The organism is Catellatospora sp. KI3, assembly GCF_029948125.1.
GTDB lineage: Bacteria > Actinomycetota > Actinomycetes > Mycobacteriales > Micromonosporaceae > Catellatospora.
Genome location: NZ_JASAMB010000001.1, coordinates 172468 through 196838, shown reverse-complemented (window position 1 = coordinate 196838; position 24371 = coordinate 172468). Strand labels below are relative to the sequence as shown.

General features: G+C 74.0%; 20 protein-coding genes. 15 read left to right on the top strand and 5 right to left on the bottom strand.

The genetic code is table 11. The annotated features are described in order from the left end of the window. Positions 1–217: 217 nt before the first annotated feature. The gene (rpmB, locus tag QEZ54_RS00885) at positions 218–409 is read right to left on the bottom strand and encodes a 50S ribosomal protein L28 (RefSeq protein ID WP_212833164.1); all 192 of its coding nucleotides are present in this window, start codon (positions 407–409) and stop codon (positions 218–220) included. A gap of 217 nt (positions 410–626) precedes the next feature. On the opposite strand from rpmB, the gene QEZ54_RS00880 reads away from it, so the two are divergent. Together QEZ54_RS00880 and recG are read left to right on the top strand one after the other, a co-directional pair. Next, positions 627–2222, top strand: a complete 1596-nt coding sequence (locus QEZ54_RS00880; protein ID WP_281302490.1) for a DAK2 domain-containing protein — start codon at positions 627–629, stop codon at positions 2220–2222. A 2-nt stretch (positions 2223–2224) separates the two neighbouring features. Next, the gene (gene recG, locus QEZ54_RS00875) at positions 2225–4420 is read left to right on the top strand and encodes an ATP-dependent DNA helicase RecG (protein ID WP_281302489.1); all 2196 of its coding nucleotides are present in this window, start codon (positions 2225–2227) and stop codon (positions 4418–4420) included. A gap of 65 nt (positions 4421–4485) precedes the next feature. Here the strand turns inward: recG and QEZ54_RS00870 are convergent, their stop codons facing one another. Beyond that, positions 4486–5715 carry an LPXTG cell wall anchor domain-containing protein gene (locus tag QEZ54_RS00870; RefSeq protein ID WP_281302488.1) on the bottom strand — a complete coding sequence of 410 codons (1230 nt, stop codon included), beginning with the start codon at positions 5713–5715 and terminating at the stop codon, positions 4486–4488. Between the two features lie 203 nt (positions 5716–5918). On the opposite strand from QEZ54_RS00870, the gene rsmD reads away from it, so the two are divergent. The 7 genes from rsmD to mutM all read left to right on the top strand — a co-directional run bounded on the left by rsmD (position 5919) and on the right by mutM (position 10415). Further along, positions 5919–6512, top strand: a complete 594-nt coding sequence (rsmD, locus tag QEZ54_RS00865; protein ID WP_281302487.1) for a 16S rRNA (guanine(966)-N(2))-methyltransferase RsmD — start codon at positions 5919–5921, stop codon at positions 6510–6512. 7 nt (positions 6513–6519) lie between these two features. Continuing rightward, a complete protein-coding gene (gene coaD / locus QEZ54_RS00860; RefSeq protein WP_281302486.1) occupies positions 6520–7008 on the top strand; it encodes a pantetheine-phosphate adenylyltransferase in 489 nt (162 codons plus the stop codon). Positions 7009–7117: 109 nt separating this feature from the next. Next, complete coding sequence (locus QEZ54_RS00855; RefSeq protein WP_281302485.1) at positions 7118–7612, top strand: hypothetical protein; 495 nt, start codon at positions 7118–7120, stop codon at positions 7610–7612. 143 nt (positions 7613–7755) lie between these two features. Beyond that, positions 7756–8346 (top strand): DUF177 domain-containing protein, encoded by a 591-nt coding sequence (locus QEZ54_RS00850; protein ID WP_281302484.1) that lies wholly within the window; start codon positions 7756–7758, stop codon positions 8344–8346. Positions 8347–8432: 86 nt separating this feature from the next. Next, the gene (rpmF, locus tag QEZ54_RS00845) at positions 8433–8606 is read left to right on the top strand and encodes a 50S ribosomal protein L32 (RefSeq protein ID WP_281302483.1); all 174 of its coding nucleotides are present in this window, start codon (positions 8433–8435) and stop codon (positions 8604–8606) included. A 118-nt stretch (positions 8607–8724) separates the two neighbouring features. Then, positions 8725–9477, top strand: coding sequence for a ribonuclease III (rnc, locus tag QEZ54_RS00840; protein ID WP_281302482.1), 753 nt, complete (start codon positions 8725–8727; stop codon positions 9475–9477). A gap of 80 nt (positions 9478–9557) precedes the next feature. After that, positions 9558–10415, top strand: a complete 858-nt coding sequence (gene mutM / locus QEZ54_RS00835) for a bifunctional DNA-formamidopyrimidine glycosylase/DNA-(apurinic or apyrimidinic site) lyase (protein ID WP_281302481.1) — start codon at positions 9558–9560, stop codon at positions 10413–10415. Here mutM and QEZ54_RS00830 read toward each other — a convergent pair. The 3 genes from QEZ54_RS00830 to QEZ54_RS00820 form a co-directional block, all read right to left on the bottom strand. Continuing rightward, positions 10348–10950, bottom strand: a complete 603-nt coding sequence (locus tag QEZ54_RS00830) for an endo alpha-1,4 polygalactosaminidase (protein ID WP_281302480.1) — start codon at positions 10948–10950, stop codon at positions 10348–10350. The two genes, mutM and QEZ54_RS00830, sit on opposite strands and share 68 nt — an antisense overlap. After that, a complete protein-coding gene (locus tag QEZ54_RS00825) occupies positions 10947–11570 on the bottom strand; it encodes a spherulation-specific family 4 protein (protein ID WP_281302479.1) in 624 nt (207 codons plus the stop codon). The genes QEZ54_RS00830 and QEZ54_RS00825 overlap by 4 nt, the downstream gene beginning before the upstream one ends. Positions 11571–11676: 106 nt before the next feature. Next, entirely contained in the window at positions 11677–12342 is a 666-nt protein-coding gene (locus QEZ54_RS00820; RefSeq protein ID WP_281302478.1) for a CAP domain-containing protein, read from the bottom strand. Between the two features lie 238 nt (positions 12343–12580). Between QEZ54_RS00820 and QEZ54_RS00815 the strand changes: the two genes are divergently transcribed. The 6 genes from QEZ54_RS00815 (at position 12581) to QEZ54_RS00790 (ending at position 24371) form a co-directional block, all read left to right on the top strand. Then, a complete protein-coding gene (locus tag QEZ54_RS00815) occupies positions 12581–12775 on the top strand; it encodes a hypothetical protein (RefSeq protein WP_155372087.1) in 195 nt (64 codons plus the stop codon). A gap of 348 nt (positions 12776–13123) precedes the next feature. Next, the gene (smc, locus tag QEZ54_RS00810) at positions 13124–16663 is read left to right on the top strand and encodes a chromosome segregation protein SMC (protein WP_281302477.1); all 3540 of its coding nucleotides are present in this window, start codon (positions 13124–13126) and stop codon (positions 16661–16663) included. Further along, positions 16660–17259: an HAD-IA family hydrolase gene (locus tag QEZ54_RS00805; protein ID WP_281302476.1), complete on the top strand. Its 600-nt coding sequence runs from the start codon at positions 16660–16662 to the stop codon at positions 17257–17259. The genes smc and QEZ54_RS00805 overlap by 4 nt, the downstream gene beginning before the upstream one ends. Before the next feature lie 317 nt (positions 17260–17576). Further along, complete coding sequence (locus tag QEZ54_RS00800; RefSeq protein ID WP_281302475.1) at positions 17577–18233, top strand: ATP-binding cassette domain-containing protein; 657 nt, start codon at positions 17577–17579, stop codon at positions 18231–18233. Between the two features lie 97 nt (positions 18234–18330). Continuing rightward, positions 18331–21405 carry a hypothetical protein gene (locus tag QEZ54_RS00795; protein ID WP_281302474.1) on the top strand — a complete coding sequence of 1025 codons (3075 nt, stop codon included), beginning with the start codon at positions 18331–18333 and terminating at the stop codon, positions 21403–21405. Continuing rightward, positions 21402–24371, top strand: a complete 2970-nt coding sequence (locus QEZ54_RS00790; RefSeq protein WP_281302473.1) for an FtsX-like permease family protein — start codon at positions 21402–21404, stop codon at positions 24369–24371. Before QEZ54_RS00795 ends, QEZ54_RS00790 begins: the two co-directional genes overlap by 4 nt.

Here is a 24371-nt window from a genome sequence, read left to right as displayed (position 1 = left end):
GCACCGCCGACCTGCCGGTCGGCGACGACCCCCGGGTCACCGCCCGCCTAGCATCGACGCTGGCCTATCTAGAGGACGACTTTCCGAAATTCGTCCTCTAGATAGGCCAGCGTTTATGTAAGGGCGGGGGTCGGTGCGGCGGGAGGGTGGCTTGGCGTGTTCGGGGGTACGGCAAAAGGCCGCCGCGCCGGAGCGCGGCGGCCTTGGAAGTCTCGCGTCAGGCGCGGGTGACCTTGCCGGCCTTCAGGCACGAGGTGCAGACCTGCACCTTACGGGTGTTGCCGCCACCGGCGGGGGTGCGCACCGACTGGATGTTCGGGTTCCAGCGACGGTTGGTCCGCCGGTGCGAGTGGGAAACGTTGTGGCCGAAACCCGGCCCCTTGCCACAGACGTCGCACACGCTAGCCACGGGAATCTCCTGAGTTCGTCTAGATCACTGACCCGACCGTAGCGTCACTGTGCCGGGAACCTGACCAGGGTAGCTGACCGGCTCCGCGGATGCCCAATCGGGGAACGAGCCCGCGATGCCGGTCCTCGAGGTGAGGGCGCACGATCGGGCTGTACATCACTCTACCGTCCGCGGCGCCGAGCGTGAGAACAGGGTGCGTCACCGTTAGGCTGGCCCCGTGCTGGAGGTCCTCGACACCGCCGCGGTGCGGCGCTGGAGTTCGCTCGCCGTGGCCGTCGTCGGCCGGCAGGAACACGCGCTCAACCAGCTCAACGTCTATCCCGTGCCCGACGGCGACACCGGCACCAACCTGCTGCTGACGCTGACCGCCGCGCACCACGCGCAGGTCGACGTGCTGTCCGACGACCCGTCGGCGGGCTCGGTGCTGCGCGCGATGGCGCGCGGCGCGCTGCTGGGCGCGCGCGGCAACTCCGGGGTCATCACCGCGCAGTGGCTGTCCGGCCTGGCCGACAGCGTGGACGCCGACGGGCTGGTGCCGGCGCTGGACGCGGCGGCCACGTCGGCGTACGCGGCGGTGGCGCGGCCGGTGGAGGGCACCATCCTCACCGTGGCGCGGGACGCGGCGAAGGCGGCCGCGGGCTGCCGGACCGAGGACTGCGTGGCGGCGGTGCGCGAGGCGGTGCTGGAGGCGCGGCGGGCGCTGGCGCGTACGCCGGAGCAGTTGCCGGTGCTGGCGACGGCCGGGGTGGTCGACGCGGGCGGGCACGGGCTGGTGCTGCTGCTGGAGGCGCTGCTGGAGGCGCTGACCGGCGAGCATGACGAGAGTCAGGCGCCGGGTGCCGTGGCCGTCGTCACCGATGATGAGGAACACAGCGGGCACGACCACGCGCACGTGCGCCCGGCGTACCGCGGTCCGGCGTACGAGGTGCAGTTCCTGATCGACACCGGGGCGGGCGAGATCGCCACGCTGCGCGGGGCGCTGGACCGGCTCGGGGATTCGCTGGTGGTCGTGGGCGGCCCGGTGACCTGGCGGGTGCACGTGCACGTCGACGACGCCGGGGCGGCGGTGGAGGCGGGGCTGGCGGCCGGGCGGCCGTACCAGATCCAGATCACCCACCTGACCAGCCCGACCGCCGAGCACGCGCCGCGGCGGCCCGACCCGACGGCCCGCGCGGTGGTCGTCACCGCGGCGGGCGAGGGCATCGAGGAGCTGCTGACGGCCGAGGGCGCGGTCGCGGTCCCAGCGAACCCGTCGACGGCGGAGGTGCTCGACGCGATCCTGGCCACGGGTGCGGGCCGGGTCGCGGTGGTGCCGACCGACGGCAATCTGCGCGCGGTGGCGCAGGCCGCCGCCGACGAGGCGTTCGGCGAGGGGGTCAAGGTCCGGATCATCCCGACGCGCTCGCCGGTGCAGGCGCTGGCCGCGCTGGCGGTGCGCGACTCCTCGCGCCGGTTCGAGGACGACGTGATCGCGATGGCCGAGGCGGCCGGTGCGTGCCGGTCGGCCGAGGTGACCTGGGCCAGCCGCGAGGCGCTGACCGTGGCCGGGCGCTGCCGCCCCGGTGACGTGATCGCGCTGATCGAGGGCGAGGTCAACCTGATCGGCGACGACCTGCGCACCGTCTGCGTGCAGCTGCTGGACCGGATGCTGGCCAGCGGCGGCGAGCTGGTCACGCTGATCGTCGGGGCGCAGGCGCCGCAGGAGCTGGTGCCCGCGCTGAACGCGCACGTCGCGGCCCGCTGGCCGTTCGTGGAGATCCACGTGTACGACGGGGGCCAGCCGCACTATCCGCTGCTGGTGGGGGTGGAGTGACCGTGGGCGACGCCGACGTCGAGACCCCGCTGAAGAAGCTGGTCGGGGAGAAGACCGCCAAGGCCCTGGCTACCCACCTCGACCTGTACACCGCCGGTGACCTGCTGTTCCACTTCCCCCGCCGGTACGACGAGCGCGGCGAGCACACCGACATGCGCTCGCTGGAGATCGGCGAGCAGGTGACCGTGCTGGCGCAGGTGCTGCGCACCACCACCCGCCCGATGCGCCAGCGGCGCGGCAGCATGCTCGAGGTCGTCGTCGGCGACGGTTCCGGCGGCCAGCTCATCCTGACGTTCTTCCAGCAGGCGTGGCGCGAGCGGGAGCTGCGCGCGGGCGTCTGGGGCCTGTTCGCGGGCAAGGTCGGCGACTTCCGCGGCCGCCGCCAGCTGAACGGCCCCGAGTACGTGCTGCTCGACGCGGGCGCGGCCGACGGCGAGGTGGCCGCCGAGGTGGAGGAGTTCGCCGGGGCGCTGATCCCGGTGTATCCGGCCGCCGCGGCGGTGCCGACCTGGGTGCTGGCCCGCTGCGTGCGGGTGGTGCTCGACACGGTGGACCTGCCCGCCGATCCGCTGCCGTCGGAGCTGCGCGCCGGGCGCAAGCTGCTGGACCTGGCCACCGCGCTGCGCGAGATCCACCGCCCGAGCGCCAAGGAGCTGCTGTACCTAGCGCGGCGGCGGCTGGCCTGGGACGAGGCGTTCGCCGTACAGCTGACGCTGGTGCGGCGCAAGCAGGAGGCGGCGGCGTGGCCCGCGAAGCCGCGGCCGCGCCGCGAGGGCGGGCTGCTGGCCGGGTTCGACGGGTCGCTGCCGTTCACGCTCACCGACGGTCAGCTGGCCGTCGGCGAGGAGATCGCGCAGGACCTGGCCCGGCCGCACCCGATGCACCGGCTGCTGCAGGGCGAGGTCGGCGCGGGCAAGACGCTGGTCGCACTGCGGGCGATGCTGCAGGTCGTGGACGCGGGCGGGCAGGCGGCGCTGCTCGCGCCGACGGAGGTGCTCGCCGCGCAGCACCAGCGGGGCATCAGCAGGCTGCTCGGGCCGAAGGGCCGCGCCGACGAGCTCGACGGCGACCCGGACGGCACCCAGGTGGTGCTGGTCACCGGCTCGCAGGGGGCCGCGGCGCGGCGAAAGGCGCTGGCCAAGCTCGCCGACGGTTCGGCCGGGCTGGTCGTCGGCACCCACGCGCTGCTGTACGAGGGCGTCGACTTCGCCGACCTGGGCCTGGTCGTCGTCGACGAGCAGCACCGGTTCGGCGTCGAGCAGCGCGACGCGCTGCGGGCCAAGGCCGAGCAGCCGCCGCACGTGCTGGTCATGACCGCGACGCCGATCCCGCGCACGGTCGCCATGACCGTGTACGGCGACCTGGAGGTGTCCAGCCTGTCGCAGCTGCCGGGCGGCCGCTCGCCGATCGCCTCGCACGTCGTGCCGGTGGCCGAGAAGCCCGCGTTCCTGGACCGGGCCTGGCGCCGCGTGGTCGAGGAGGTCCAGCAGGGCCACCAGGCGTACGTCGTGTGCCCGCGCATCGGTGACAACGGCACCGAGGACGAGGTCGAGCCGGTCGAGGGCGCCGAGGAGGACGAGAAGCGCCCGCCGGTGGCGGTGCTGGACGTGGCCCCGCTGCTGGCCGAGGGGCCGCTGCGCGGCCTGCGCATCGGGGTGCTGCACGGCCGCCTGCCCGCCGAGGAGAAGGACGCGGTGATGCGGACGTACGCGGCCGGGCAGCTCGACGTGCTGGTCGCCACGACCGTGATCGAGGTGGGCGTGGACGTCCCGAACGCGACCGCGATGGTGATCCTCGACGCCGACCGGTTCGGGGTGTCGCAGCTGCATCAGCTGCGCGGCCGGGTGGGCCGGGGCTCGGCGGCGGGCCTGTGCCTGCTGGTCACCGAGGCGCTGGAGGGCACGCCGGCGCGCGAGCGCCTGGACGCGGTCGCCTCGACGCTGGACGGCTTCCGCCTGGCCGAGCTGGACCTGGAGCAGCGGCGCGAGGGCGACGTGCTCGGGGCGGCGCAGTCGGGGCGGCGCTCGCACCTGCGGCTGCTGTCGCTGCTGCGCGATCGGGACCTGATCGGAGAAGCGCGCGCCGAGGCCGACCGGCTGCTGGCCGAGGACCCGGAGCTGACGGCGCACCCGCTGCTGGCGGCGCAGGTGGCGCGCCTGGTCGACGCCGACCGCGCGGAGTACCTGCAGAAGGGCTGAGCCGAAGCGAAAGGGCGGACCCCCGCGGGGGCCCGCCCTTCTTCGTGCGGTGGATCAGCTCACGATCACACGTCGGTCAGGTTCAGCCGCCGGCGACGGGCGAGCAGGAAGACCAGGGCACCGACCGCGATCAGGGCCAGGCCCGAGAACACGGCCAGCATGGTGTTCGCGCCGGTGGTGGGCAGCTCGGGGCGCGGCGACGTCGACGGGGACGGCGACGGCTCCTCGCACTCCTGCACCTCGGGGGTGTACTCGCCGCCGGGCAGCAGCACGCCGCCCTCGGTGACCGAGATCTTCTTGGCGTTCTTGGCGGGCACCGTCACCGGCAGCGCGTTCTCGCCGGCCTGCACCACGATGGGACCGCTGGTCCAGCCGTCGGTGCCGGTGACCTCGAAGGTCGCGGCCTTGGTCGCGCCCTGGGCGTTGATCAGGGTGACGGTGACGACGCCGGTGCAGTCGGCCGCGAAGGTCACCGACGGCTTCGGGGTGTTCTTGACACAGGCGCCCTCGAACGCGAGCTCGCTGGAGTCGGTGTCCTCGGCCGCGCCGGGCTGCGGGGTGGCGTCGCCCGGGCTGCCGTTCCAGTTCAGCTTGACCTTCAGGCGCGCGCCCGTGGCGGTGCCGGGCACGCTCTGGGTGGCGTTGACCGTCGCGCCACCGGGGACGCTCTGGCCGTCGGTCAGACCCACGACCTGGGTCTTGTCGGCCAGCGGGGTCCAGGTGCCGTCGGTGAGCGTGCCGGTGAACTTGAGGTCGGCCGGGTTGTTCACGATCTTCGCCACGGCGGCGTCGGTGTAGTGCTTGTTCACGACGGCCCAGGTGACCTGCCAGGTGCCGGTGTCGGCGTCGCAGCGGGCCGAGCCGGTCACGTCGGCCTTGTACCTGCCGCAGTTGGTGCGGTCGAGGTCGATGTGCCCGGTGTTGGTGGCCGAGCGGCCGTTGGTCCAGGTGCCCTTGATGCTCAGGTCGGCCGAGGCGGTGCCCAGCGGGACGGTCTGGTCGCCGTACAGCTTGCCGCCCTTGTTGTTCTTGGTTTTGCCCGGCAGGGTCGCCCCGTCGACGATGTTGGTGATCGGGGTGTCCGGAGTGGCCGTGACATCGAGGGTCGCCGACATGTCGGTGTCCCAGTTCTCGACGGTCCAGGAGATGACCCACTCGTTGGGGGTGCACTTGGCCTTGGCCGTGATCACCGTGTGGTGGGCCTGGGCGGGGCTGGCCAGTACGAACGCGCCCGCGAGGCCGAGCAGCGCGCTGCCCGCGTAGGCGAGCAGGCGTCGGGTGAACTGACGATTCACACGTGCTCCAGGGGGATGGATGTGACGAAAGTGAAAGTCTGAGACCGACTGACCCTAGTGAAGGCGCGCGGTCGCACGGAAACGCTACGGGTGGCAGGTGAATGAACCGTTGCCGAATCGTTATCGCATACCGGTGACGCTCGCTGCCTGGTGATCGCTCACGCGCGGGGGGTAAGCGTGCGTCGATCCCGTAGCGTGAGGGCGTGACGAGGATCGTGGCGGGCAGGTACGGCGGGCGGCGGCTGCGCACCCCGGACGGCCGCGACACCCGGCCCACCTCCGACCGGGTCCGCGAGGCGCTGTTCTCGGCGCTGGAGTCCATGACCGACCTCGACGGCGCCCGCGTGCTCGACCTGTTCGCCGGCTCCGGCGCGGTCGGGCTGGAGGCGCTGTCGCGCGGGGCCGCGCACGCGCTGCTGGTCGAGTCCGACGCCAAGGCGGTCCGGGTGATCAGGGAGAACATCGCGACGCTGGGCGCGGCCGGGGCGGCGGTGGCGGCGGGCCGGGTCGGCACGGTGCTCGCCGCGGGGCCCCAGGGCGGTCCGTACGACGTCGTCTTCGCCGACCCGCCGTACCCGCTGACCGAGCCGGAGCTGACCGCGGCGCTGGCCGCGCTGGTCGGGCACGGCTGGCTCGCGCCCGACGCGGTGCTGGTGGTGGAGCGGGCCACCCGCTCGCCCGAGCCGTCCTGGGTGGAAGGCGTCACTGGCGATCGCGGCCGCCGCTACGGGGAGTCGACCCTTTGGTACGGTCGCGCCGTTGCGCAGAGTCGCGGAGCGAGTGAACCGGAAGGGTGAGCAGCTAGTGAGGCGTGCGGTCTGTCCCGGGTCCTTCGACCCGGTCACCCGGGGGCATCTGGACATCATCGATCGATCGGCGCGGCTGTTCGACGAGGTCATCGTCGCGGTGCTGATCAATCAGTCGAAGCAGGGCCTGTTCACGGTCGAGGAGCGCCTGGAGATCCTGCGCGAGGTGACCAAGGACTACGCCAACGTCCGGGTCGAGTCGTTCCAGGGTCTGCTGGTCGACTTCTGCCGCGACCGGCAGGCGCAGGTACTGGTCAAGGGGCTGCGGGCGGTCAGCGACTTCGACTACGAGCTGCAGATGGCGCAGATGAACGTGGGTCTGGCCGGGGTGGAGACGCTCTTCATGCCGACGAACCCGCTGTATTCATTCATCGCCTCCAGTCTCGTCAAGGAGGTCGCCAAGTGGGGCGGCGACGTTTCGCCGTACGTGCCGGAGCTGGTCGAGCGTAGGCTCGCGGAGCGGCTGCGGCCGGCCCGCGCGGCCTGACAAAGGCACTACCTGCGGCGACTCGCCGCAGCGGGACCGGTCTGCGCAAGGGGTAGCGCCGGGACGCATCATGGTGTGGACAACAACCGTGTTTGAGGAGTGACCGTCGGTGGACCCACTCGACCGTATCGACGACATCATCGCCCTGGTGGAAGCCGCGCGATCGGTGCCGATGTCGCGCAACTGCATGGTCGACCGCGGTGAGCTGATCGGCACGCTGGACCAGCTGCGGGCAGAGCTGCCCGGCGAGCTGCGCCGGTCTGCCGCTCTGCTGGAGGAGCGCGACAAGATCCTCGACGCCGGCCGGCGCGAGGCGGACCGGATCATCCACGAGGGTGAGCAGGAACACGCCCGCCTGGTCTCGGTGAACGAGATCACAGTCTCGGCCGAGCACGAGGGCGCGCGCATCGTCGCCGAGGCCCGCGCCGAGGCGCAGCGGCTGCGCGACGAGGTCGACGAGTACGTCGACACGGCGCTGGGCAACTTCGAGCAGTTCCTGACCCGGGCGCTGGCCTCGATCGAGCGCGGCCGCGACAAGATGCACGCCCTGCGGGAGATCGGCTCGTTCGTCCCCGGCGACGACGATCGTCCGCTTCCGTTCTGACCGGGTCGGCCCGACCTCGGCGCGCGGGTGAACCGGCCCGTTCGACGGCGTCGGGCCGGTTCAGGTAACCTTCTACGTCGGCCTGCGACAACTCGGCCGACCGTCCGCTGTCCCGGTGAACTCTCACCTCTTTGTGAAAAGTCATGCCTGATCACTCGATGAAGCAGCACCTCGATCCGCGAGCGCCTCTCGTCCTGGACATCCGGGACCTGCCGCGCGGCGCGGGTGCGATGCGTACCCTCAAGCGGGTGGTCCCGGCCCCGGCGGACCTGGGCGTAGAGATGATCTCGGTGCCGGAGGGCGCCGACCTCGTCCTCGACCTGCGGATGGAGTCGGTGTCGGAGGGTGTGCTCGTCTCCGGGAGCGTGACCGGTCCACTGGTGGGCGAGTGCGGCCGCTGCCTGGTCGAGATCGACGACGAGGTGGACGTCCGGGTCCAGGAGCTGTTCGTGTATCCGGACAGCGCCACGGACGAGACCACCGACGAGGACGAGATCGGTCGGATCCACGACGACCTGGTCGACCTCGAACCGGCCGTGCGGGATGCGGTGGTGCTGTCACTGCCGGTCAATCCGCTGTGCCGGGAGGACTGCCCAGGGTTGTGCCCCGAGTGCGGGGTCCGCTGGGACGAGCTGCCCGACGACCACAAGCACGAGGTGGTCGACGCACGCTGGGCGGCGTTGCGCGGGCTCACCGGCCTGGAGCCGGAGCAGCCCGCAGATCCGCAAGCCTGACCGGCCCAGCGGAGTCAGACGACAGTCGGCCGCCGGCCGAACGAGAGAAGGTCGGCACCCGCCGACTACTACTGAGGAGTAATACAGTGGCAGTCCCGAAGCGCAAGATGTCGCGCAGCAACACCCGTCACCGCCGGGCGCAGTGGAAGGTCAGCGCGGTCGCGACCGTTGCCTGCCCGCAGTGCAAGTCGGCCAAGCTGCCGCACAGCGCCTGCACCGTCTGCGGCACGTACAACGGCCGCCAGGTGCTCGAGGTCTAATCCCGAGTCGACCCGGTGCCGCCGGGGTTGTTCAACTCGTCGCGTCGCCGACCGGTTCAGCCGGTCGGCGACGTCGCCATGTCTGCGCCGTCCCGCGGCCGCCGAGAGGGTGTCGCTGATGGCAGCGAAATCGCATGACCCGAAACCGGCCGAGGCGCCGGATCCGGCCCAGCTGTCCGCCGCGTTCGGCGTGCCGTTCGAGCCCGAGCTGCTCGAACGCGCGCTGACCCACCGGTCGTACGCCTACGAGCACGGCGGGCTGCCCACCAACGAGCGCCTGGAGTTCCTCGGGGACTCGGTGCTCGGCGTGGTGATCACCGCCTCGCTGTACCACGCCCACCCCGACCTGGCCGAGGGCCGGCTGGCCAAGCTGCGGGCCAGCGTGGTCAACTCGCGCGCCCTGGCCGGGGTGGCCCGCACCCTGGGCATCGGCACGCACCTGCTGCTGGGCAAGGGCGAGGAGGCCACCGGCGGGCGGGACAAGGAGTCGATCCTCGCCGACACGCTGGAGGCGCTGCTCGGTGCGATCTACCTGCAGCACGGCATGCCCCGGGCCAGCGAGGTCATCCGCACCCTGTTCGACCCGCTGATGGCCGAGTCGGCCCGGCGCGGCGCCTCGCTGGACTGGAAGACCAGCCTGCAGGAGCTGACCTCCGAGCACGGCTGGGGCGTGCCCGAGTACGTGATCGAGGAGCAGGGTCCCGACCACGCCAAGACCTTCACCGCCTGGGCGGTGGTCAGCGCCGAGCGCTTCGGCGGCGTGACCGGCCGCACCAAGAAGGAGGCGGAGCAGCGCGCGGCCGAGGACGCCTGGCAGGTGCTGTCGAACCGGGCCGTCGACCTGGACCACCCGGAGGCCCGGGAGGCGTGACCGCCGCCCGGCGCCCGCGCCGCCGCCCATGTCGGGGGGCGGTAGCAGAATTGACGGGTTGACCGAGGAGAGGGTGGAGCATGCCGGAGTTGCCTGAGGTCGAGACCGTGCGCAGCGGGCTGGCGCAGTGGGTGGTCGGCCGGACCATCGACGCGGTCGAGGTCCGCCACGCCCGCGCGATCCGCCGCCACGCCGCCGGGGCCGCCGACTTCGTCGCCGTGCTGACCGGCCGGACCGTCACCGCGGCCTGCCGCCGCGGCAAGTACCTGTGGCTGCCGCTGGACAGCGGCGACGCGATCGTCGGCCACCTGGGCATGTCGGGCCAGATGCTGGTGCAGCCCGCTGCCGCGCCGGAGGAGAAGCACCTGCACATCCGGTTCGACTTCACCGACGGCGGTCCGCAGCTGCGCTTCGTCGACCAGCGCACCTTCGGCGGCCTGGCCGTCTCCCCGGGCGGCGCGCAGCTGCCCGCCGAGATCGCGCACATCGCCCGGGACCCGATGGACGCCGAGTTCAGACCGGCCGACTTCCTCGGTGCGCTGCGCCGGCGGCGCACCGGCGTGAAGCGGGCGCTGCTGGACCAGTCGCTCATCTCCGGGGTCGGCAACATCTACGCCGACGAGGCGCTGTGGCGGGCGAAGCTGCACGGCGAGCGGCCCTGCGACGAGCTGTCGGCCCAGGCCGCGACGAGGCTGCTCCAGCACGTGCGGGAGGTGCTCGGCGAGGCGATCAAGGTCGGCGGCACCACGTTCGACGCGCTCTACGTCAACGTCAACGGGGAGTCCGGCTACTTCGACCGCTCGCTCAACGCGTACGGCCGCGAGGGCGAGCCCTGCGGGCGGTGCGGGTCGGCGATCCGCCGCGAGCAGTTCATGAACCGCTCTTCGTACTCGTGCCCGAAGTGCCAGCCGCGCCCCCGCGCGAAGGCGGCAGCCTGAGGTCGGCCCGCGCGTCGGGGCGGTCCACCAGCCCGACCGGCAGCCGCAGCTCGCGCGCCGCGTCGAGCACCCGCACCAGCACGTCGTCGGGCGCACCGGCGAGCCGATCCAGTGCGGCGGCGTCGAAGCCCTTGTCCCGGCACACGCGCAGCCGGTCGGCCAGGATCGGCGCGACCGTGTCGCGCAGGGCCCGCGCCGGGGCGTCCCAGCGGATCAGCCGGTCGGCGGTCAGCCCGTGCGGGAAGCGCCCCGCGTCGGGCTGGCCGCCGACCGCGCCCAGCTCCAGGTAGCAGACCACGTGCCGGCGCCGCCGGTGCAGGTCCTGCACCGCGGCGGCGTCGGTGGTGAAGCCGTCGAGCACGAACACGTCGGCGGCGTCGGGGTCGGGGTCCGGCCGGTCCAGCGACCACACCCAGTGCAGCCGGTCGGGGTCGGTCGGCGGTGGCGGCGGCGGGTCGTACCAGTCGGTGGCCCGGGGCGGTGCCGCGCAGGCCAGGCAGGCCAGCACGACCGCCGCCGTGGCCGGGACCCTCACACCCCGACCGGCAGCACCGGCGCGCCGTGCACGGACGCCTCGCTGGTGGCCAGGCCGAACCGGGCGCCGCGGGCGCGCATCAGCTCGTGGCAGGCCTCGATCTGGTCCAGCGGCACCGAGTGCACCAGGTGGGCGTCGCCGGAGCGCACGCCGTCCTCGGTGCCGACGCGGTACTGCTCCCAGGCGCCCTCGAAGGTGCACAGCACGGCGCCGAGGCCGCGGTAGAGCGAGTCGGTGGGGCGGCCGGGGTTGACCAGCAGCGTGTCGAAGCCGATGCGCCGGGCGGCGCGCACCGCCACCGCCACCGGCCCGATCGAGTACGGGCTGGTCGGCGCCTGGTCGAAGAAGATGCCCCGGACCGGATAGCCGGCCCAGCGGCCGAGCTCGGCGCGGACGTGCTCGGTCGGCCGGGCGCCGTAGGCGAGGTCGACGTAGCCGAGCAGGCTGGCTCCGGCGCGTACCAGCCGGGTGGTCGCGGCGGTCCAGGTCGGGTCGAGGCCGGAGCCCGGCCCGGCGTCGATGTTGAGCAGGACGGTGGCGCCGACGCCGGCGGCCTCGATCGTCGCCCACATCTCGGGGTACAGGTGCGGGTGTGCGGGGAGCGGCAGCAGGGGGGTCACGCCCCGTTCAACGATCGGCGCGCGCCGCCCGCGACTGCCCGCCGGGGTATGTCGGCTTGCCGACCGAACTCCTCGACAGGCTGACCCGCGGCTTGCGGGCCCGGGTTCAGCGGTAGCCGAAGTCCTGGGTCCAGTACGGGGCGCGCCCCCGGTAGGCCAGTCCGTTGGCCATCGCCTTGGCGGCGCAGTTGAGGATGTTCGCCCGGTGCCCGGAGCTGCCCATCCAGGCCGCGACCACGGACTGGGGGTTCGGGTAGCCGTAGGCGATGTTCTCGCCCGCGGCCTCGCGGCGCGGGTAGCCCGCGGCGGCGAGCCGGTCGGTGAAGTCGCTGCCGTCGCGGCCGGTGTGGCTGAAGAAGTCGTGCCCGGCCATGTCGGCGCTGTGGCGCCGGGCGGCGGTGCGGATGCGCTCGTCGGTGCGCAGGCGGTCGCAGCCGGCCCGGCCGCGCTCGCGGTTGACCAGCACCGTCACCTGGTCCTCCATCCACGTGATCAGGTCGGTCGCGGGGGTCACCGCCTCGGTGCGGCGGGGCTTGGGGCTGCGGCGCGGCCCGGCGGTCCGCAGTGCCGCGGGCGCGGGCGGATCGGCGGCGCGGGACGGGGCCGCGGTGCTGGAGGCGCCCCGGTCAACCGGGACGGTGCCGTGTCGCAGCGCCGTGGTCGCGCCCGCGGCGACCAGTGCGGCGCTGGCGGCCACGGCGAGGATCGCGGCTCGGGCCGCGAGGGCCGGCGTGAGCTGCAGGGGCGTACGGTGCCGACCGCGGATTGCCACGAATCGACGCTAGCAGTTCGGGTGGTTTTGCCGCCTTACGACACCAGTGGCGGGGTGTGGCGCACGGCAACTTGACGTCACGGGGGTATCGGCGGACTATGGAGGTGTCGCCAGTCGCGCCCTACCGCGCTCGTCAGCTTTATCTGGAGTTACATTCCGGATAGCCGGGCCGGGAGCCGCGAATATAACTGGGCGCGCGTTTGGCCGGCGAACCGGCAGCGCTTCACAAGGAGACGATATGGCGAAGGCCCTCTATGGCCACGTCACGGCAGCGCCCGACCGGCGCATGCTGGACGAGGTCACCCGCTTGCGTGCCACGGTGCGGGCACTGGAGTTCGAGGTAACCCGACTTCGGGCGGAGAACGATCGACTGGCGGCGGCTGCCGCTGAGGCCGACGAGTTCTTCCGCATTGCCGAACCGGCTCTGACCTGATCCTTCCCCGCGTCAGCGGGACCGGACAGCTGCTCTGGCGAGCGAGCTGCCGCGGCACCAGACCTTTTGCGCGCCTCCACCCTCTTGTGGCGGCGCGCTTTCCTTTTCGCCATCCGGCGGCCGGTCGGCCGCCCGCGCGTCGGTGTACTGCGTTCCCGGTGCGGATCACGGCGAAACTCGGCATCCTCCGATGGTTCGGTAGCGTGGCGTCCGGGCATACGACTGCGGACCCGGCGACCTGGCGTGTCGGAAGGGCCTCTCGGCCGACCGGGTACCCTGCGCTTTGACCGGTAGCATGTGCCACCCACGCCCCGCACGGGGCGCCAAGATGATCGATTCCGGAGTGTCGTGCACCTCAAGAGCCTGACGGTGAAGGGCTTCAAATCCTTCGCCTCCGCGACGACGTTGAAGCTCGAACCGGGGATCACCTGCGTGGTGGGTCCCAACGGCTCGGGCAAATCCAACGTGGTCGACGCGATCGCCTGGGTGCTCGGCGAGCAGGGAGCCAAGGCGCTGCGCGGCGGCAAGATGGAAGACGTCATCTTCGCCGGCACGTCCGGCCGCCAGCCGCTGGGCCGCGCCGAGGTCACGCTGACCATCGACAACACCGACGGCGCGCTGCCCATCGACTACACCGAGGTGTCGATCACCCGCCGGATGTTCCGCTCCGGCGAGAGCGAGTACGAGATCAACGGCGACGCCTGCCGCCTGCTCGACATCCAGGAGCTGCTGAGCGACTCCGGCATCGGCCGGGAGATGCACGTCATCGTCGGCCAGGGCCGGCTCGACGCGGTGCTGCACGCCAAGCCCGAGGACCGCCGCGCGTTCATCGAGGAGGCCGCGGGCGTCCTCAAGCACCGCAAGCGCAAGGAGAAGGCGCTGCGGAAGCTCGACGCGATGCAGGCCAACCTGAACCGCGTCACCGACCTCACCGACGAGCTGCGCCGCCAGCTCAAGCCGCTCGGGCGGCAGGCCGAGGTGGCCCGGCGCGCCGCGGTGATCCAGGCCGACCTGCGCGACGCCCGCCTGCGGCTGCTCGCCGACGACCTGTTCACCCTGCGTACGACGCTGGACAAGGAGATCGCCGACGAGGCGGCCCTGCGCACCCGGCGGGAGCTGGTCGAGGCGGAGTACGAGCAGGTCCAGGAGCGGCTGACCGAGCTGGACGCGGCGCACGCCGTCGACGCGCCGCGGCTGACCCAGGCCCAGGACGTCTGGTACCAGCTGTCCGCGCTGCAGGAGCGCTTCCGCTCCACCGCCCAGCTCGCCTCCGAGCGGCACCGCCACCTGTCCGCCCCGGTCGAGGCCGAGCGGCCGGGCCGGGACCCGGAGCAGCTGGAGGCCGAGGCCGAGGCGGTCCGCGAGCAGGAGGAGACCCTGCGCGAGGCGCTGGCCGAGGACCAGGTGCGTTTGGCCGAGGCGGTCGAGCGCCGCCAGGAGCTGGAGCGCCAGCTGGCCGCCGCCGAGCGGGCCCTGGTCGTGGCCATGAAGGCGATCGCCGACCGCCGTGAGGGCATGGCCAAGCTGACCGGCCAGGTCAACGCGTCCCGGGCGCGTACCGCCACCGCCGCCGAGGAGATCGAGCGCCTGGCCACCGCGTACGGCGATGCCGCGATGCGGGCCGAGGCGGCGCAGGAGCAGGTGGACGCGGTCGCCGAGCTGACCTCCGACGCCGACCGCGACAACGCCGACCTGGACACCCGGCACGCCGCCGCGGTGGCCGCGCACGAGGACGCGACCGCCGCCGTGCGCCGCCTCAACGAGGCCGAGCGGGCCGCGGAGAAGGACGCCACCGGCTGGAAGGCGCGCGAGGAGGCGCTCGCGCTCGGCCTCAACCGCAAGGACGGCGCCGGTGCGCTGCTGGCCCGCGCCGCCGAGGTGCCCGGCCTGCTGGGCAGCGTCGCGTCGCTGCTCAGCGTCGAACCGGGCTGTGAGGCCGCACTGGCCGCCGCGTTGGGCACGCTCGCCGACGCCGTGGCCGTGGCCGGGGTCGACGAGGCCACCGAGGCGATGCGCCTGCTCAAGATCCAGGACGCGGGCCGGGCCGCGCTGCTCATCGCGGCCTCGCGCCCGCAGCCGCGCCCCGACGTGGCGCTGCCGCCGGGCGCCCGCTGGGCGATCGACGTGGTGCGCTGCGCCGACTCCATCCGCCCCGCCGTCGCGCACGCGCTGCGCGACGTCGTACTCGTGCCGGATCTGCCCTCGGCCACCGCCCTGGTCGCCGCCCAGCCGTCGCTGCGCGCGGTGACCGCCGAGGGCGACGTCGTCGGCGCCTTCGCCGGTGCGGGCGGCTCGGCCAAGGCGCCCAGCTACATCGAGGTGCAGGCGGCCGTCGACGAGGCGCGGGCCAAGAAGAACGCGGCCGAGGAGAGCGTCGCCGTCCTGCGCGAGCAGATCGCTGAGGCGCGCGAGGTCGTGTCGGAGCGCAAGGCGGCCATGGACTCCGCCGCCGCGGCCAAGCGCGCCGCCGAGGGCGAGCGCAACGCCGCCGCCCGCAAGCTCGCCGAGGTCAGCGCGGCCGCCCGGTCGGCGCAGGCCGAGGCGCAGCGCCTGGGCGCCTCGCGCGACAAGGCCGCCGCCGCCCGCGAGGAGGACCTGGCCCGGCTGGCCGAGCTGGAGGAGCGGCTGGCCGCCGCCGAGTCGCTGCCGGTCGACGAGGACCCGTCCACCACCGAGCGCGACCAGCTCGCCGCGATGGTGCCGCAGTCCCGGCAGAACGAGGTCGAGGTACGGCTGGCCGTGCGCACCGCCGAGGAGCGGGTGTCGCAGATCGCCGGCCGGGCCGACTCGCTGCTGCGCCAGGCCGGTGCCGAGCGCGCCGCCCGTGAGCGCGCCGCCGCCCGCCGCGCCGCCCGGGAGCGGGGCGCCACGATCGCCAAGGCGGTCGAGTCGGGCACCCGCGAGCTGCTCACCCGCCTGTCGGCGGCGCTGGAGGAGGCCGCGGCCCGCCGCGACGAGATCGCCACCGCCCGCACCGCCCGCGAGGCCGAGCTGGCTCAGGTACGCGGCCAGGCCAAGCGCCTCGGCGACGACCTGAACCGGCTCACCTCCGAGGTGCACCGCGACGAGGTCGCGCGCGCCGAGCAGCGCATGCGCATCGAGCAGCTGGAGACCCGCGCCGCCGAGGAGTTCTCGCTCGACGTGGAGACCCTGCTCGGCGAGTACGGTCCGAGCGTGCCGGTGCCGGTGATCGTGCTGGGCTCCGCCGACCTGGCCGAGCCGGAGCCGTACGACCGGGCCATCCAGGAGAAGCGCGCCGCCAGGGCCGAGCGTGACCTGAACCTGCTCGGCAAGGTCAACCCGCTGGCGCTGGAGGAGTTCGCGGCGCTGGAGGAGCGGTACAAGTTCCTCTCCGACCAGCTCGAGGACCTCAAGGCGACCCGCCGCGACCTGCTGACCGTGGTCAAGGACGTGGACGACCGCATCCTGGAGGTGTTCACCACCGCGTTCGCCGACACCGCCCGCGAGTTCGAGGTCGTCTTCCCGATCCTGTTCCCGGGCGGCGACGGCCGGCTGGTGCTGACCGACCCGGACAACATGCTGACCACCGGCGTCGAGGTCGAGGCGCGGCCGCCGGGCAAGAAGATCAAGCGGCTGTCGCTGCTGTCCGGTGGCGAGCGCTCGCTCACCGCCGTGGCGATGCTCTGCGCGATCTTCCGCGCCCGCCCCAGCCCCTTCTACATCATGGACGAGGTGGAGGCGGCCCTGGACGACGTCAACCTCGGCCGCCTGATCACGCTGTTCCAGGAGCTGCGCTCGCGCAGCCAGCTGATCATCATCACGCACCAGAAGCGCACCATGGAGGTCGCCGACGCCCTGTACGGCGTGACCATGCGCAACGGTGTGACCGAGGTGATCAGCCAGCGGTTGAAGGGTGAGAGCGAGTGAGGCGTCGACCGGCCGAGGCCCTGCTGATCGACTTCGACGGGGTGCTGCGGCAGCACGACGCGGACGCGTACCCCGGCTTCGAGCAGCGCCACGGCATCGCGCCCACGGCGCTGCTCGACTCGGGTCTGACCTGGGGCCGACTGCTGCCCGCCATCACCGGCTACTGGACCCGGCAGCAGTGGCTGGACGAGATCGCCGCCGACACCGGCGCCTCGGCCGAGGCGCTGACCGAGTGGAACGCCTACCGGGGGCGCATCGACGGGCAGGTGCTGGAGTTCGTACGCGCCGCGCGGGCGGCCGGGCGCAAGGTCGCCCTGGTCAGCAACGCCACCGACGACCTGCGGGACGACCTGGCCCGGTTCGGGCTGGAGGCCGAGTTCGACGCGGTGATCTCGTCGGCGGAGCTGCGGACCCACAAGCCGACGAAGGAGTTCTTCGCCGCGGCCTGCCAGGCGGTGCAGACCCCGCCGGACCGCTGCCTGCTGGTCGACGACACCGACCGCCACATCCGGGGCGCCCGCGTCGCCGGGCTGTCGGCGATGCGCTGGTCCGGGCCCGCCGACCTGCCGTACCTCCGCGCCGCCCTCGCCCTCTGACGCGCGCCGCCTTGGGATCTCGCGGTTTCGGGGAAGTGCTGGAATCCGGGCCAAGATTCATGCACATTCCCCGAAACCGCACGTTCGATCTTCGCGACCGGGGCGATCGCGGACATGAGAGAGCGCTCTACCGCATATGCGTGCAACATTCGCGCAACACGTGCACACAGCTTGCGTTGAGCTGTTCTTAACGTGCCCGCCTGGTGAAACAGATTTCGTGTTCTGACAACCTGCTCGCTAGATTGCGCGTGACTACTGCGGAAACGGGAGATCACTTCCGTTGGCGCCGGGTTCGGCAAGGCGAGAGGAGAGCGGCGATGTCGTCTGCTCTGGTGGTTGACCGTGTGACCGTGGAGTACGCGGCGGGCGCGCCCGTGCTGCGCGAGGTGACCGTGACGGCCCAGCCCGGCCGCATGCTGGCGGTGACCGGACCGTCGGGCGCGGGCAAGACGACCCTGCTGCGGGCCATGGCCGGGGTGCTGCGGCCGGTCGCCGGCACCGTCGAGGTCGACGGCAGCGCGCTGCGCGACCGCGACGACGCCGTCGCCCGCAAGGTGGTGCTGATCCCGCAGGATAACGGGCTGGCCACCATCCTCACCGCGGGCGAGAACGTTCAGGTCGTGCTGGTGGCCAACGGGTTCACCCCGGAGCACGCGCGCCGCGCCACCGCCGAGTCGCTGGAGCTGGTCGGGCTGTCCGCGCAGGCGGGGCAGCTCGTCGAGGAGCTGTCCGGCGGCCAGCAGCAGCGTACGGCGATCGCACGCGGGCTGGCCCTGTCCGGCCGGGTGCTGCTGGCCGACGAGGTCACCAGCGAGCTCGACGCCGCCAACCGCAGCCGCGTGCTGGACCTGCTGCGCGCCGAGGCGGACCGGGGGGCCACCGTCGTGCTGGCCACCCACGACCTGGAGGCCGCCGCCGCGTGCGACGCCGAACTGCATCTGCTCGACGGCACCGCCGAGCTGGTCCGGGGCTGACTCCGCCCCGTACACCCATCGGTTCCACCCCTTGACCGCCCCTGAGAGCGCTCCGCTCGCGCGTCACCGGCGATCTGATCATCCGAAGAGGTTGTTCATGCTCCGCTTGGTGCTCGGCGTGCTGCGCAGCCGGCGCGCCCAGGCCGTGACCCTGGCCGTGCTCGCGGTCCTGTCGGTCGCCGCCGGAACCGCCGCACCGCTCTACGCCACCGCCGCAGACCGGGCCGTCGTCGCCGCCGAACTGCGCACCGCCACCCCCGCCGAACGCGCGATCACCTTCACCGCCGAGGTGTCCGCCGTGGACGGCCACGAGTCCTCGCTGACCGACCTGCGCGGGCAGGCGCTGGCGCTGACCGGCGAGAACACGCTGACCCAGGCCGCCGGGGTGCTGCTGTCCGGCAGCGCGGGCTTCGGCACGCCGGCCGCGGTGTCGGCGCCGGTCGCAGCGCGCGACGGCGTCTGCGCGCACCTGCCGCTGCTGTCGGGCGACTGCCCGGCCGGTGCCGGCGGCGCGGTGCTCAGCGACCCGACCGCCAAGGCGCTCGGCGTGACCGTCGGGGACGAGTTCACGTTCCGGCCCGACCGGGCGGAGCAGCCGGTGACGCTGCGGGTCGCCGGGGTGTACGACCCGGCCGCCGCGCTGCGCGACGCCGACCCGTACTGGGCCGGGCGGACCGAGCTGACGCCGCAGCCGCTGCGCGCCACCAACCCGATCTTCGTCGACGAGTCGACCGTCGACTCGCTGCGCGCCGACACCGTGGTCGCCATGCTCGACCTGTACGCGGGCGACGGCGCGCTGACCGCCGACAACGCCGCCGACGTGGCCGCCTCGCTCAAGGTGGAGCTGGGCATGCCCGGCATCAAGGTCGCCAACGGGCTGCCGCAGCTGCTCAAGCGCATCCAGGACACCCGCGACGTGCTGGGCCTGGCCGCGCCGCTGGGCGCGGTGCAGCTGCTGGTCGTCTGCTGGTTCGTGCTGCTGATGGCGGTGGCCTACACGGCGGCCGGGCGGCGTACCGAGTTGGCGCTGGGGCTGCTGCGGGGCGCGCCGGGCCGGCACCGGACGGTGCTGGCGCTCGGGCCGACGGCCCTGGTGCTGGTGCTGGCCGCCCCGTTCGGGGTGGTGCTGGGCTGGCTGCTGGTGCGCCTGCTGACCTGGGCGACGTTCGCCGGGCAGGCGCCGGTGCCGCTGGACCGCACCGCCCTGCTGACCGCGGCGGGCACGCTGCTGCTGGTCATGGCCAGTGCGGCGGTCGCCGAGCGGCGGGCGCACGGCGGTTCGCTGATGGACGCGCTGCGCCAGGTGCCCGCGCGGCGGGGACGCCGCTTCGGGCTGCTGGAGCCCGCCGTGATCGTGATCGCGCTGGCGGCGGTCGGGCAGAGCTACGCCTCGTCCACGGACGACGGCGGGCTGGCCCTGCTGGTGCCGCTGCTGCTGGCTCTGGTCGCGGGGTTGCTCACGGCGCGGCTGATCCGCCCGGCCGCCACCGCGTACGGCGCGGCGCGGCTGCACCGGGGGCGCCTGGCCGCCGGGCTGGCGGCGCTGCAGGTGGCGCGGCGCCCCGGCGCGGACCGGCTGGTGGCGCTCACCGTCGTGGCGGTGGCCCTGGTCGGCCAGACCTTCAGCGCCTGGGACGTGGCCGACGCCGCCGCCCGCGAGCGGGCCGAACTGGAGCTGGGCGCCGCCCGGGTGCTCACCGTGTACGCCGCCTCCCGGCCCGCGCTGCTGTCGGCCGTACGCACCGCCGACCCGGCGGGCGAGTGGGCGATGGCGGTGACGCGCCAGCCTGAGGGCGGCGACCTGCTGCTCGGCGTGGACAGCTCGCGGCTGGCGGCCGTGGCGACGTGGCCGGAGCAGGCCGGGCTCACCGCCGAGCAGGTGGCGGCGGCGCTGCGACCGAAGACGGCGGACCCGGTCACGGTGACCGGTGGCGAACTCGGGCTCTCCGTGCACGTGATCCATGACCTCGGGGGCGAGATGCACGTCACCGCGGTGCTGATCGGGCCGAAGGGCGAGCCGGTGACCGGCGCGGTCGACGTGGCCAAGCAGGTCGGCCCGGCGTCGTACCGGATGGCGGTGCCGCAGTGCGCGCAGGCGCCCGGCTGCCGCCTGGCCTGGCTGAGCTTCCCGCGCTCGCCGCACGAGCTGCAGCTGACGGGCCTGGACCAGTTCGGACCGGACCGCCCGCTGCTGTCGGCGGCCGCGATCAGCGCGGCGTCGCGCTGGCGCCCGCAGTTCGGCGCCGAGGCCGAGGTGACGCTGTTCAACGGGGCCCAGTCCCGCGCCGCCGCGGCGCTCGAGGGCGAGCAGGCGCCGCAGCCGGGGGCGAAGGACTACATCTCGCTGTACTACGTGCCCGCCGATCCACGCCACATCAGCAGCGACATCCGGCTGACCGTGGCCGACGGGCCGGTGCCGCTGCCGGTGGTGGCGGCCGGTCCCCGGCGGCTGGCGCACACCCGGGAACTGTCGAAGATCACGCCGTTGCAGGCGCTGTCGCGCCCGGCCGACGTACGGCAGGTGTCGGCGGTGCTGCCCGGGGCGGCCGCCGACGGCGTGCTGTTCGACCTGGAGCTGGCCGACCGGCTCGCCGACACCCGCGACAACATGGTCACGCTGCAGGTCTGGCTCAACGACCGGGCCCCGGCCGACGCTGTCGACCGGCTGCGCGCGGCCGGGCTGGTGCCGGTCGGCGACGAGACCGTGGCGGCGCGGCTGGCGCGGTACCAGGAGCAGGGCGCCGGGCTGGCGCTGCGGCTGCACCTGGCCGCCGCCGTGCTGAGCGTGCTGCTGGTGGGGCTGGCCATGCTGGTGCTCGCCGCGACCGACCGGCGCGGCCGCGCGGCGGAACTGGCGGCGCTGCGGGTGCAGGGCCTGCCCGGCGCGGCGGCGGCCCGCGCGGCCCGGCTGGGCAACCTCGCCATGATCGCCATCGCCGCGCCGGTGGGCGCGCTGACGGCGTGGGCGTCGTGGACGCTGAGCGCCCCCGCGCGGGCGGTGCTCACCTCGGCGGCCGACGCGCTGCCCATACCCGATCCGGATCTTCGGGTCGTCGTCCCGGCGGTGGTCGCGGCGACGCTGGTGCTCCTGCTGGCGGCGCTGCTGGCCGGGCGGTCCCTCAACCGGGCCACGGTTCGTGGCGACGAGAACGCGGCGGGGGTGCGGCGATGACGGCGCTGCTGTGGTCGATGATGAAGGCGCGCCGGGGACTGGCCGCCATCACGCTGGTGCTGACCGCGATGGCCGCGGCCGCCGCGGCGGCGGGCCCGATCTACCAGGCGGCGGCCACCGTGTCGCTGCGCGGGGTCGAGGTGCGCGCCGCCGGGATCTCCGAGCAGGCGCTGGTGGGGCTCTCGGCGGGCGACTCGCGCGGCTTCGGGCCGCAGTCCGACGACACCCCGACACTGCCGTACGTGCCCGGGTTCACCACCATCGGCGGCTCGATGATCGAGGGCACCGGCGTGGCCGCCACCGGCGACACCCCGATGTTCCTGGTCTGGCGCGCGGGCGCGTGCGAGCACCTCAAGATCGTCAAGGGCCGGTGCGTCGCGGGCGAGCGGGAGGTGGTGCTGCGCGAGGACGTCGCCGCCCGGATCGGGGCGAGCGCCGGCGGCGACTTCACCTTCACCCCGCCGGCCTCGATGGGCGGCCGGGACCGCGTCGCGCCGCAGCCGCTGACGGTGGTCGGCCTGTACGCCCGCCCGGCCGTGAGCGACCCGTTCTGGGTCGGCCGCCCGGCGCTGCTGGGCCTGGACGGCACGGCCGTGTTCACCAGCGAGCGCACCGTCAGCGCGGCCGCACCCGACCCGGTGCACACGGTCGACCTGCTGGTCTCCGCCGACGCGTTCCGGGACCTGGACACGCTGCGCGACGACCTCGAGGACGCCAACGCGCAGCTGGAGGCCGCCGGCTACGGCACCGACAGCGACCTGCCCGACCTGATCGCCCGGGTCGACGCGGGGGAGGCGCAGCTCGCGGCGAGCCTGCTGCTCGCGGTCGTGCCGCTGGTGCTGCTGTGCTGGCTGGTCCTGTTCATCACCGTCGCGGGCGGGGTCGAGCAGCGCCGGGGCGAGCTGGGGCTGACCGCGCTGCGCGGCGTGCCCGGCCGCACCCGCTGGCTGCTGGCCAGCGCCGAGACGGCGGCGCCGGTGCTGCTCGCGCTGATCCCCGGCTACCTGCTCGGTTACGCGGTGACCGCGCTGCTGGCCCGGTTCGTGCTGCCCGGCTCGCCGCCGGTGGAGCCGGGCTGGACGTCGATGGCGTACGCGGCGGTCGCGGTGTTCGGGGCGCTCGCGGCGGGCCTGCTGGCGCAGGTGCGCGCGCTGACCACGCCGGTGCTCGGGCTGCTGCGCCGGGCCCGGGTGCGCCGCCGGGGCGGGCTGGTCGGCGGGGTCGAGGTGGCCGTGGGCGCGCTGGCGCTGGTGGCCGGATACCAGGTCGCCGCCGGTGGCGCGGGCTCCGGCGGGGTCGGGCTGCTGGCCCCGCTGTGCGTGTCGCTGGGCCTGGGCCTGATCGCGGCGCGCGCGGTGGGCGTGCCCGCCGAGCGGTACGGCCGCCGCGCGCTGCGCAAGGGGCGGCTACGGACCGGCCTGGCCGCGCTGAGCCTGGCCCGGGGGTCAGGGACGCACTGGATCGTGATGCTGCTGACCGTCGTGTTCGGCCTGCTCGGCTTCGCGGTGACCGCGCGCGACGTGGCCGACCGGGCCTGGCAGGACCGGGCGCTGGTCGAGGGCGGTGCGGCCCGGGTGCTGTCGGTGACGCCGCTGCCCGTGCCCGCGCTGCTGCACGCGGTGCGCACCGCCGACCCGGAGGGCCGGTACGCGATGGCGGCCGCCCGGGTCAACATCGCCGAGGACACCAAGGTGCTGGCGGTGGACAGCGCGCGGCTGGGCGCGGCGGCACTGTGGCCCGCGTCGTACGGCGCGATGTCCGGTGCCGACGCCGGGAAGCTGCTGCGGCCGCGGCCGGTGCAGCCGCTGCTGCTGCAGGCCAAGGCGCTGCAGGTGACGGTGACCCTGGCCGACCTCACCGAGGGCGGCCAGGCGGCCGTCACCCTACGCCTGACCAGCACCAAGGGCAGCCTCGCGCTGGCCCGGGTGGACAAGCTGCGGCCGGGCACGGGCACCTACCGGATCGAGACGCCGTACTGCGCGGACGCGCCGTGCCTGCTCAAGCAGGTGCAGGTGGACCTGTTCACGCGGGGGCGCTACCGGCTCGACGTGACCGTGGGCGGCATCGCCGACGGCGACGGCAAGCCGCTGCTCACCGCCGCGCAGCTGGCCGGGCACCAGTGGCGCCTGCCCGCCGAGACCGCGGCCCGGCCGGTGCCCGAGATGGCACTGTCCGACCAGGGCATGCGGCTGACCCTGAACTCGGTGCTGACGCCCGACATCCGGGTGTACGCCGACTCCGCCCCCGCCCCGCTGCCCGTGGTCGCCTCGGGCGACCTGCCCGACGAGCTGTCGGCGTACGCGGGGACGGTGCGGGTGCCGGTGACCCGGACCGGGACGCTGAACCAGGTGCCGCGCTACGGCGTGCACGGGGTGCTGGTCGACCTGGAGTACGTCGACATGCGCCTCGGCCAGGACTCCGACGCGACCGACCCGGAGGTGTGGCTGGCCGCCGGCACGCCCGCCTCGGTGATCGAGAAGCTCGGCGCCAACGGGCTGGTGATCGTCGGTGAGCGCACCGTCGCCGACCAGCGCCGCCTCTACGGCCAGCAGGCCCCGGCGCTGGCGCTGTGGTTCCTGGCCGCCGCCGCGTTCACCGGCATCGTCTTCGCCGCGGGCGGGCTGCTGGTGACGGCGGTGCTGGAGCGCGGCCGCACCGACAACGGGCTGGCCGTGCTGCGCGGGCAGGGCCTGCCCGCTGGGGTGGTGCGCGGCGCGTCGCTGGGCGGCCGCTGGGCCCTGGTCGGGGCGGGCAGCCTGGTCGGGCTGCTCGCGGCGGCCGGGTCGTGGCTGCTGGCGAGCCGGGTGGTGCCGGTCTTCAGCGACGGGGCGGCGACCATACCGACCGCGTCGCTGCCGGATGCGGTGCCGGTGCTCGTACCGGTGGCGGTGGCCCTGCTGGTGCTGTTGACGACCTGCGTCGTGGCCACGAAGGTGGCGGCGGGCGCGGACAGGAAGGTGGCGTGA

Coding starts and splice junctions, on each gene's coding strand:
- rnc (WP_281302482.1), top strand. CDS start 8,725: ATGGCAGCGAAATCGCATGACCCGAAACCGGCCGAGGCGCCGGATCCG.
- mutM (WP_281302481.1), top strand. CDS start 9,558: ATGCCGGAGTTGCCTGAGGTCGAGACCGTGCGCAGCGGGCTGGCGCAG.
- QEZ54_RS00800 (WP_281302475.1), top strand. CDS start 17,577: ATGTCGTCTGCTCTGGTGGTTGACCGTGTGACCGTGGAGTACGCGGCG.
- QEZ54_RS00795 (WP_281302474.1), top strand. CDS start 18,331: ATGCTCCGCTTGGTGCTCGGCGTGCTGCGCAGCCGGCGCGCCCAGGCC.
- QEZ54_RS00850 (WP_281302484.1), top strand. CDS start 7,756: ATGCCTGATCACTCGATGAAGCAGCACCTCGATCCGCGAGCGCCTCTC.
- QEZ54_RS00790 (WP_281302473.1), top strand. CDS start 21,402: ATGACGGCGCTGCTGTGGTCGATGATGAAGGCGCGCCGGGGACTGGCC.
- QEZ54_RS00815 (WP_155372087.1), top strand. CDS start 12,581: ATGGCGAAGGCCCTCTATGGCCACGTCACGGCAGCGCCCGACCGGCGC.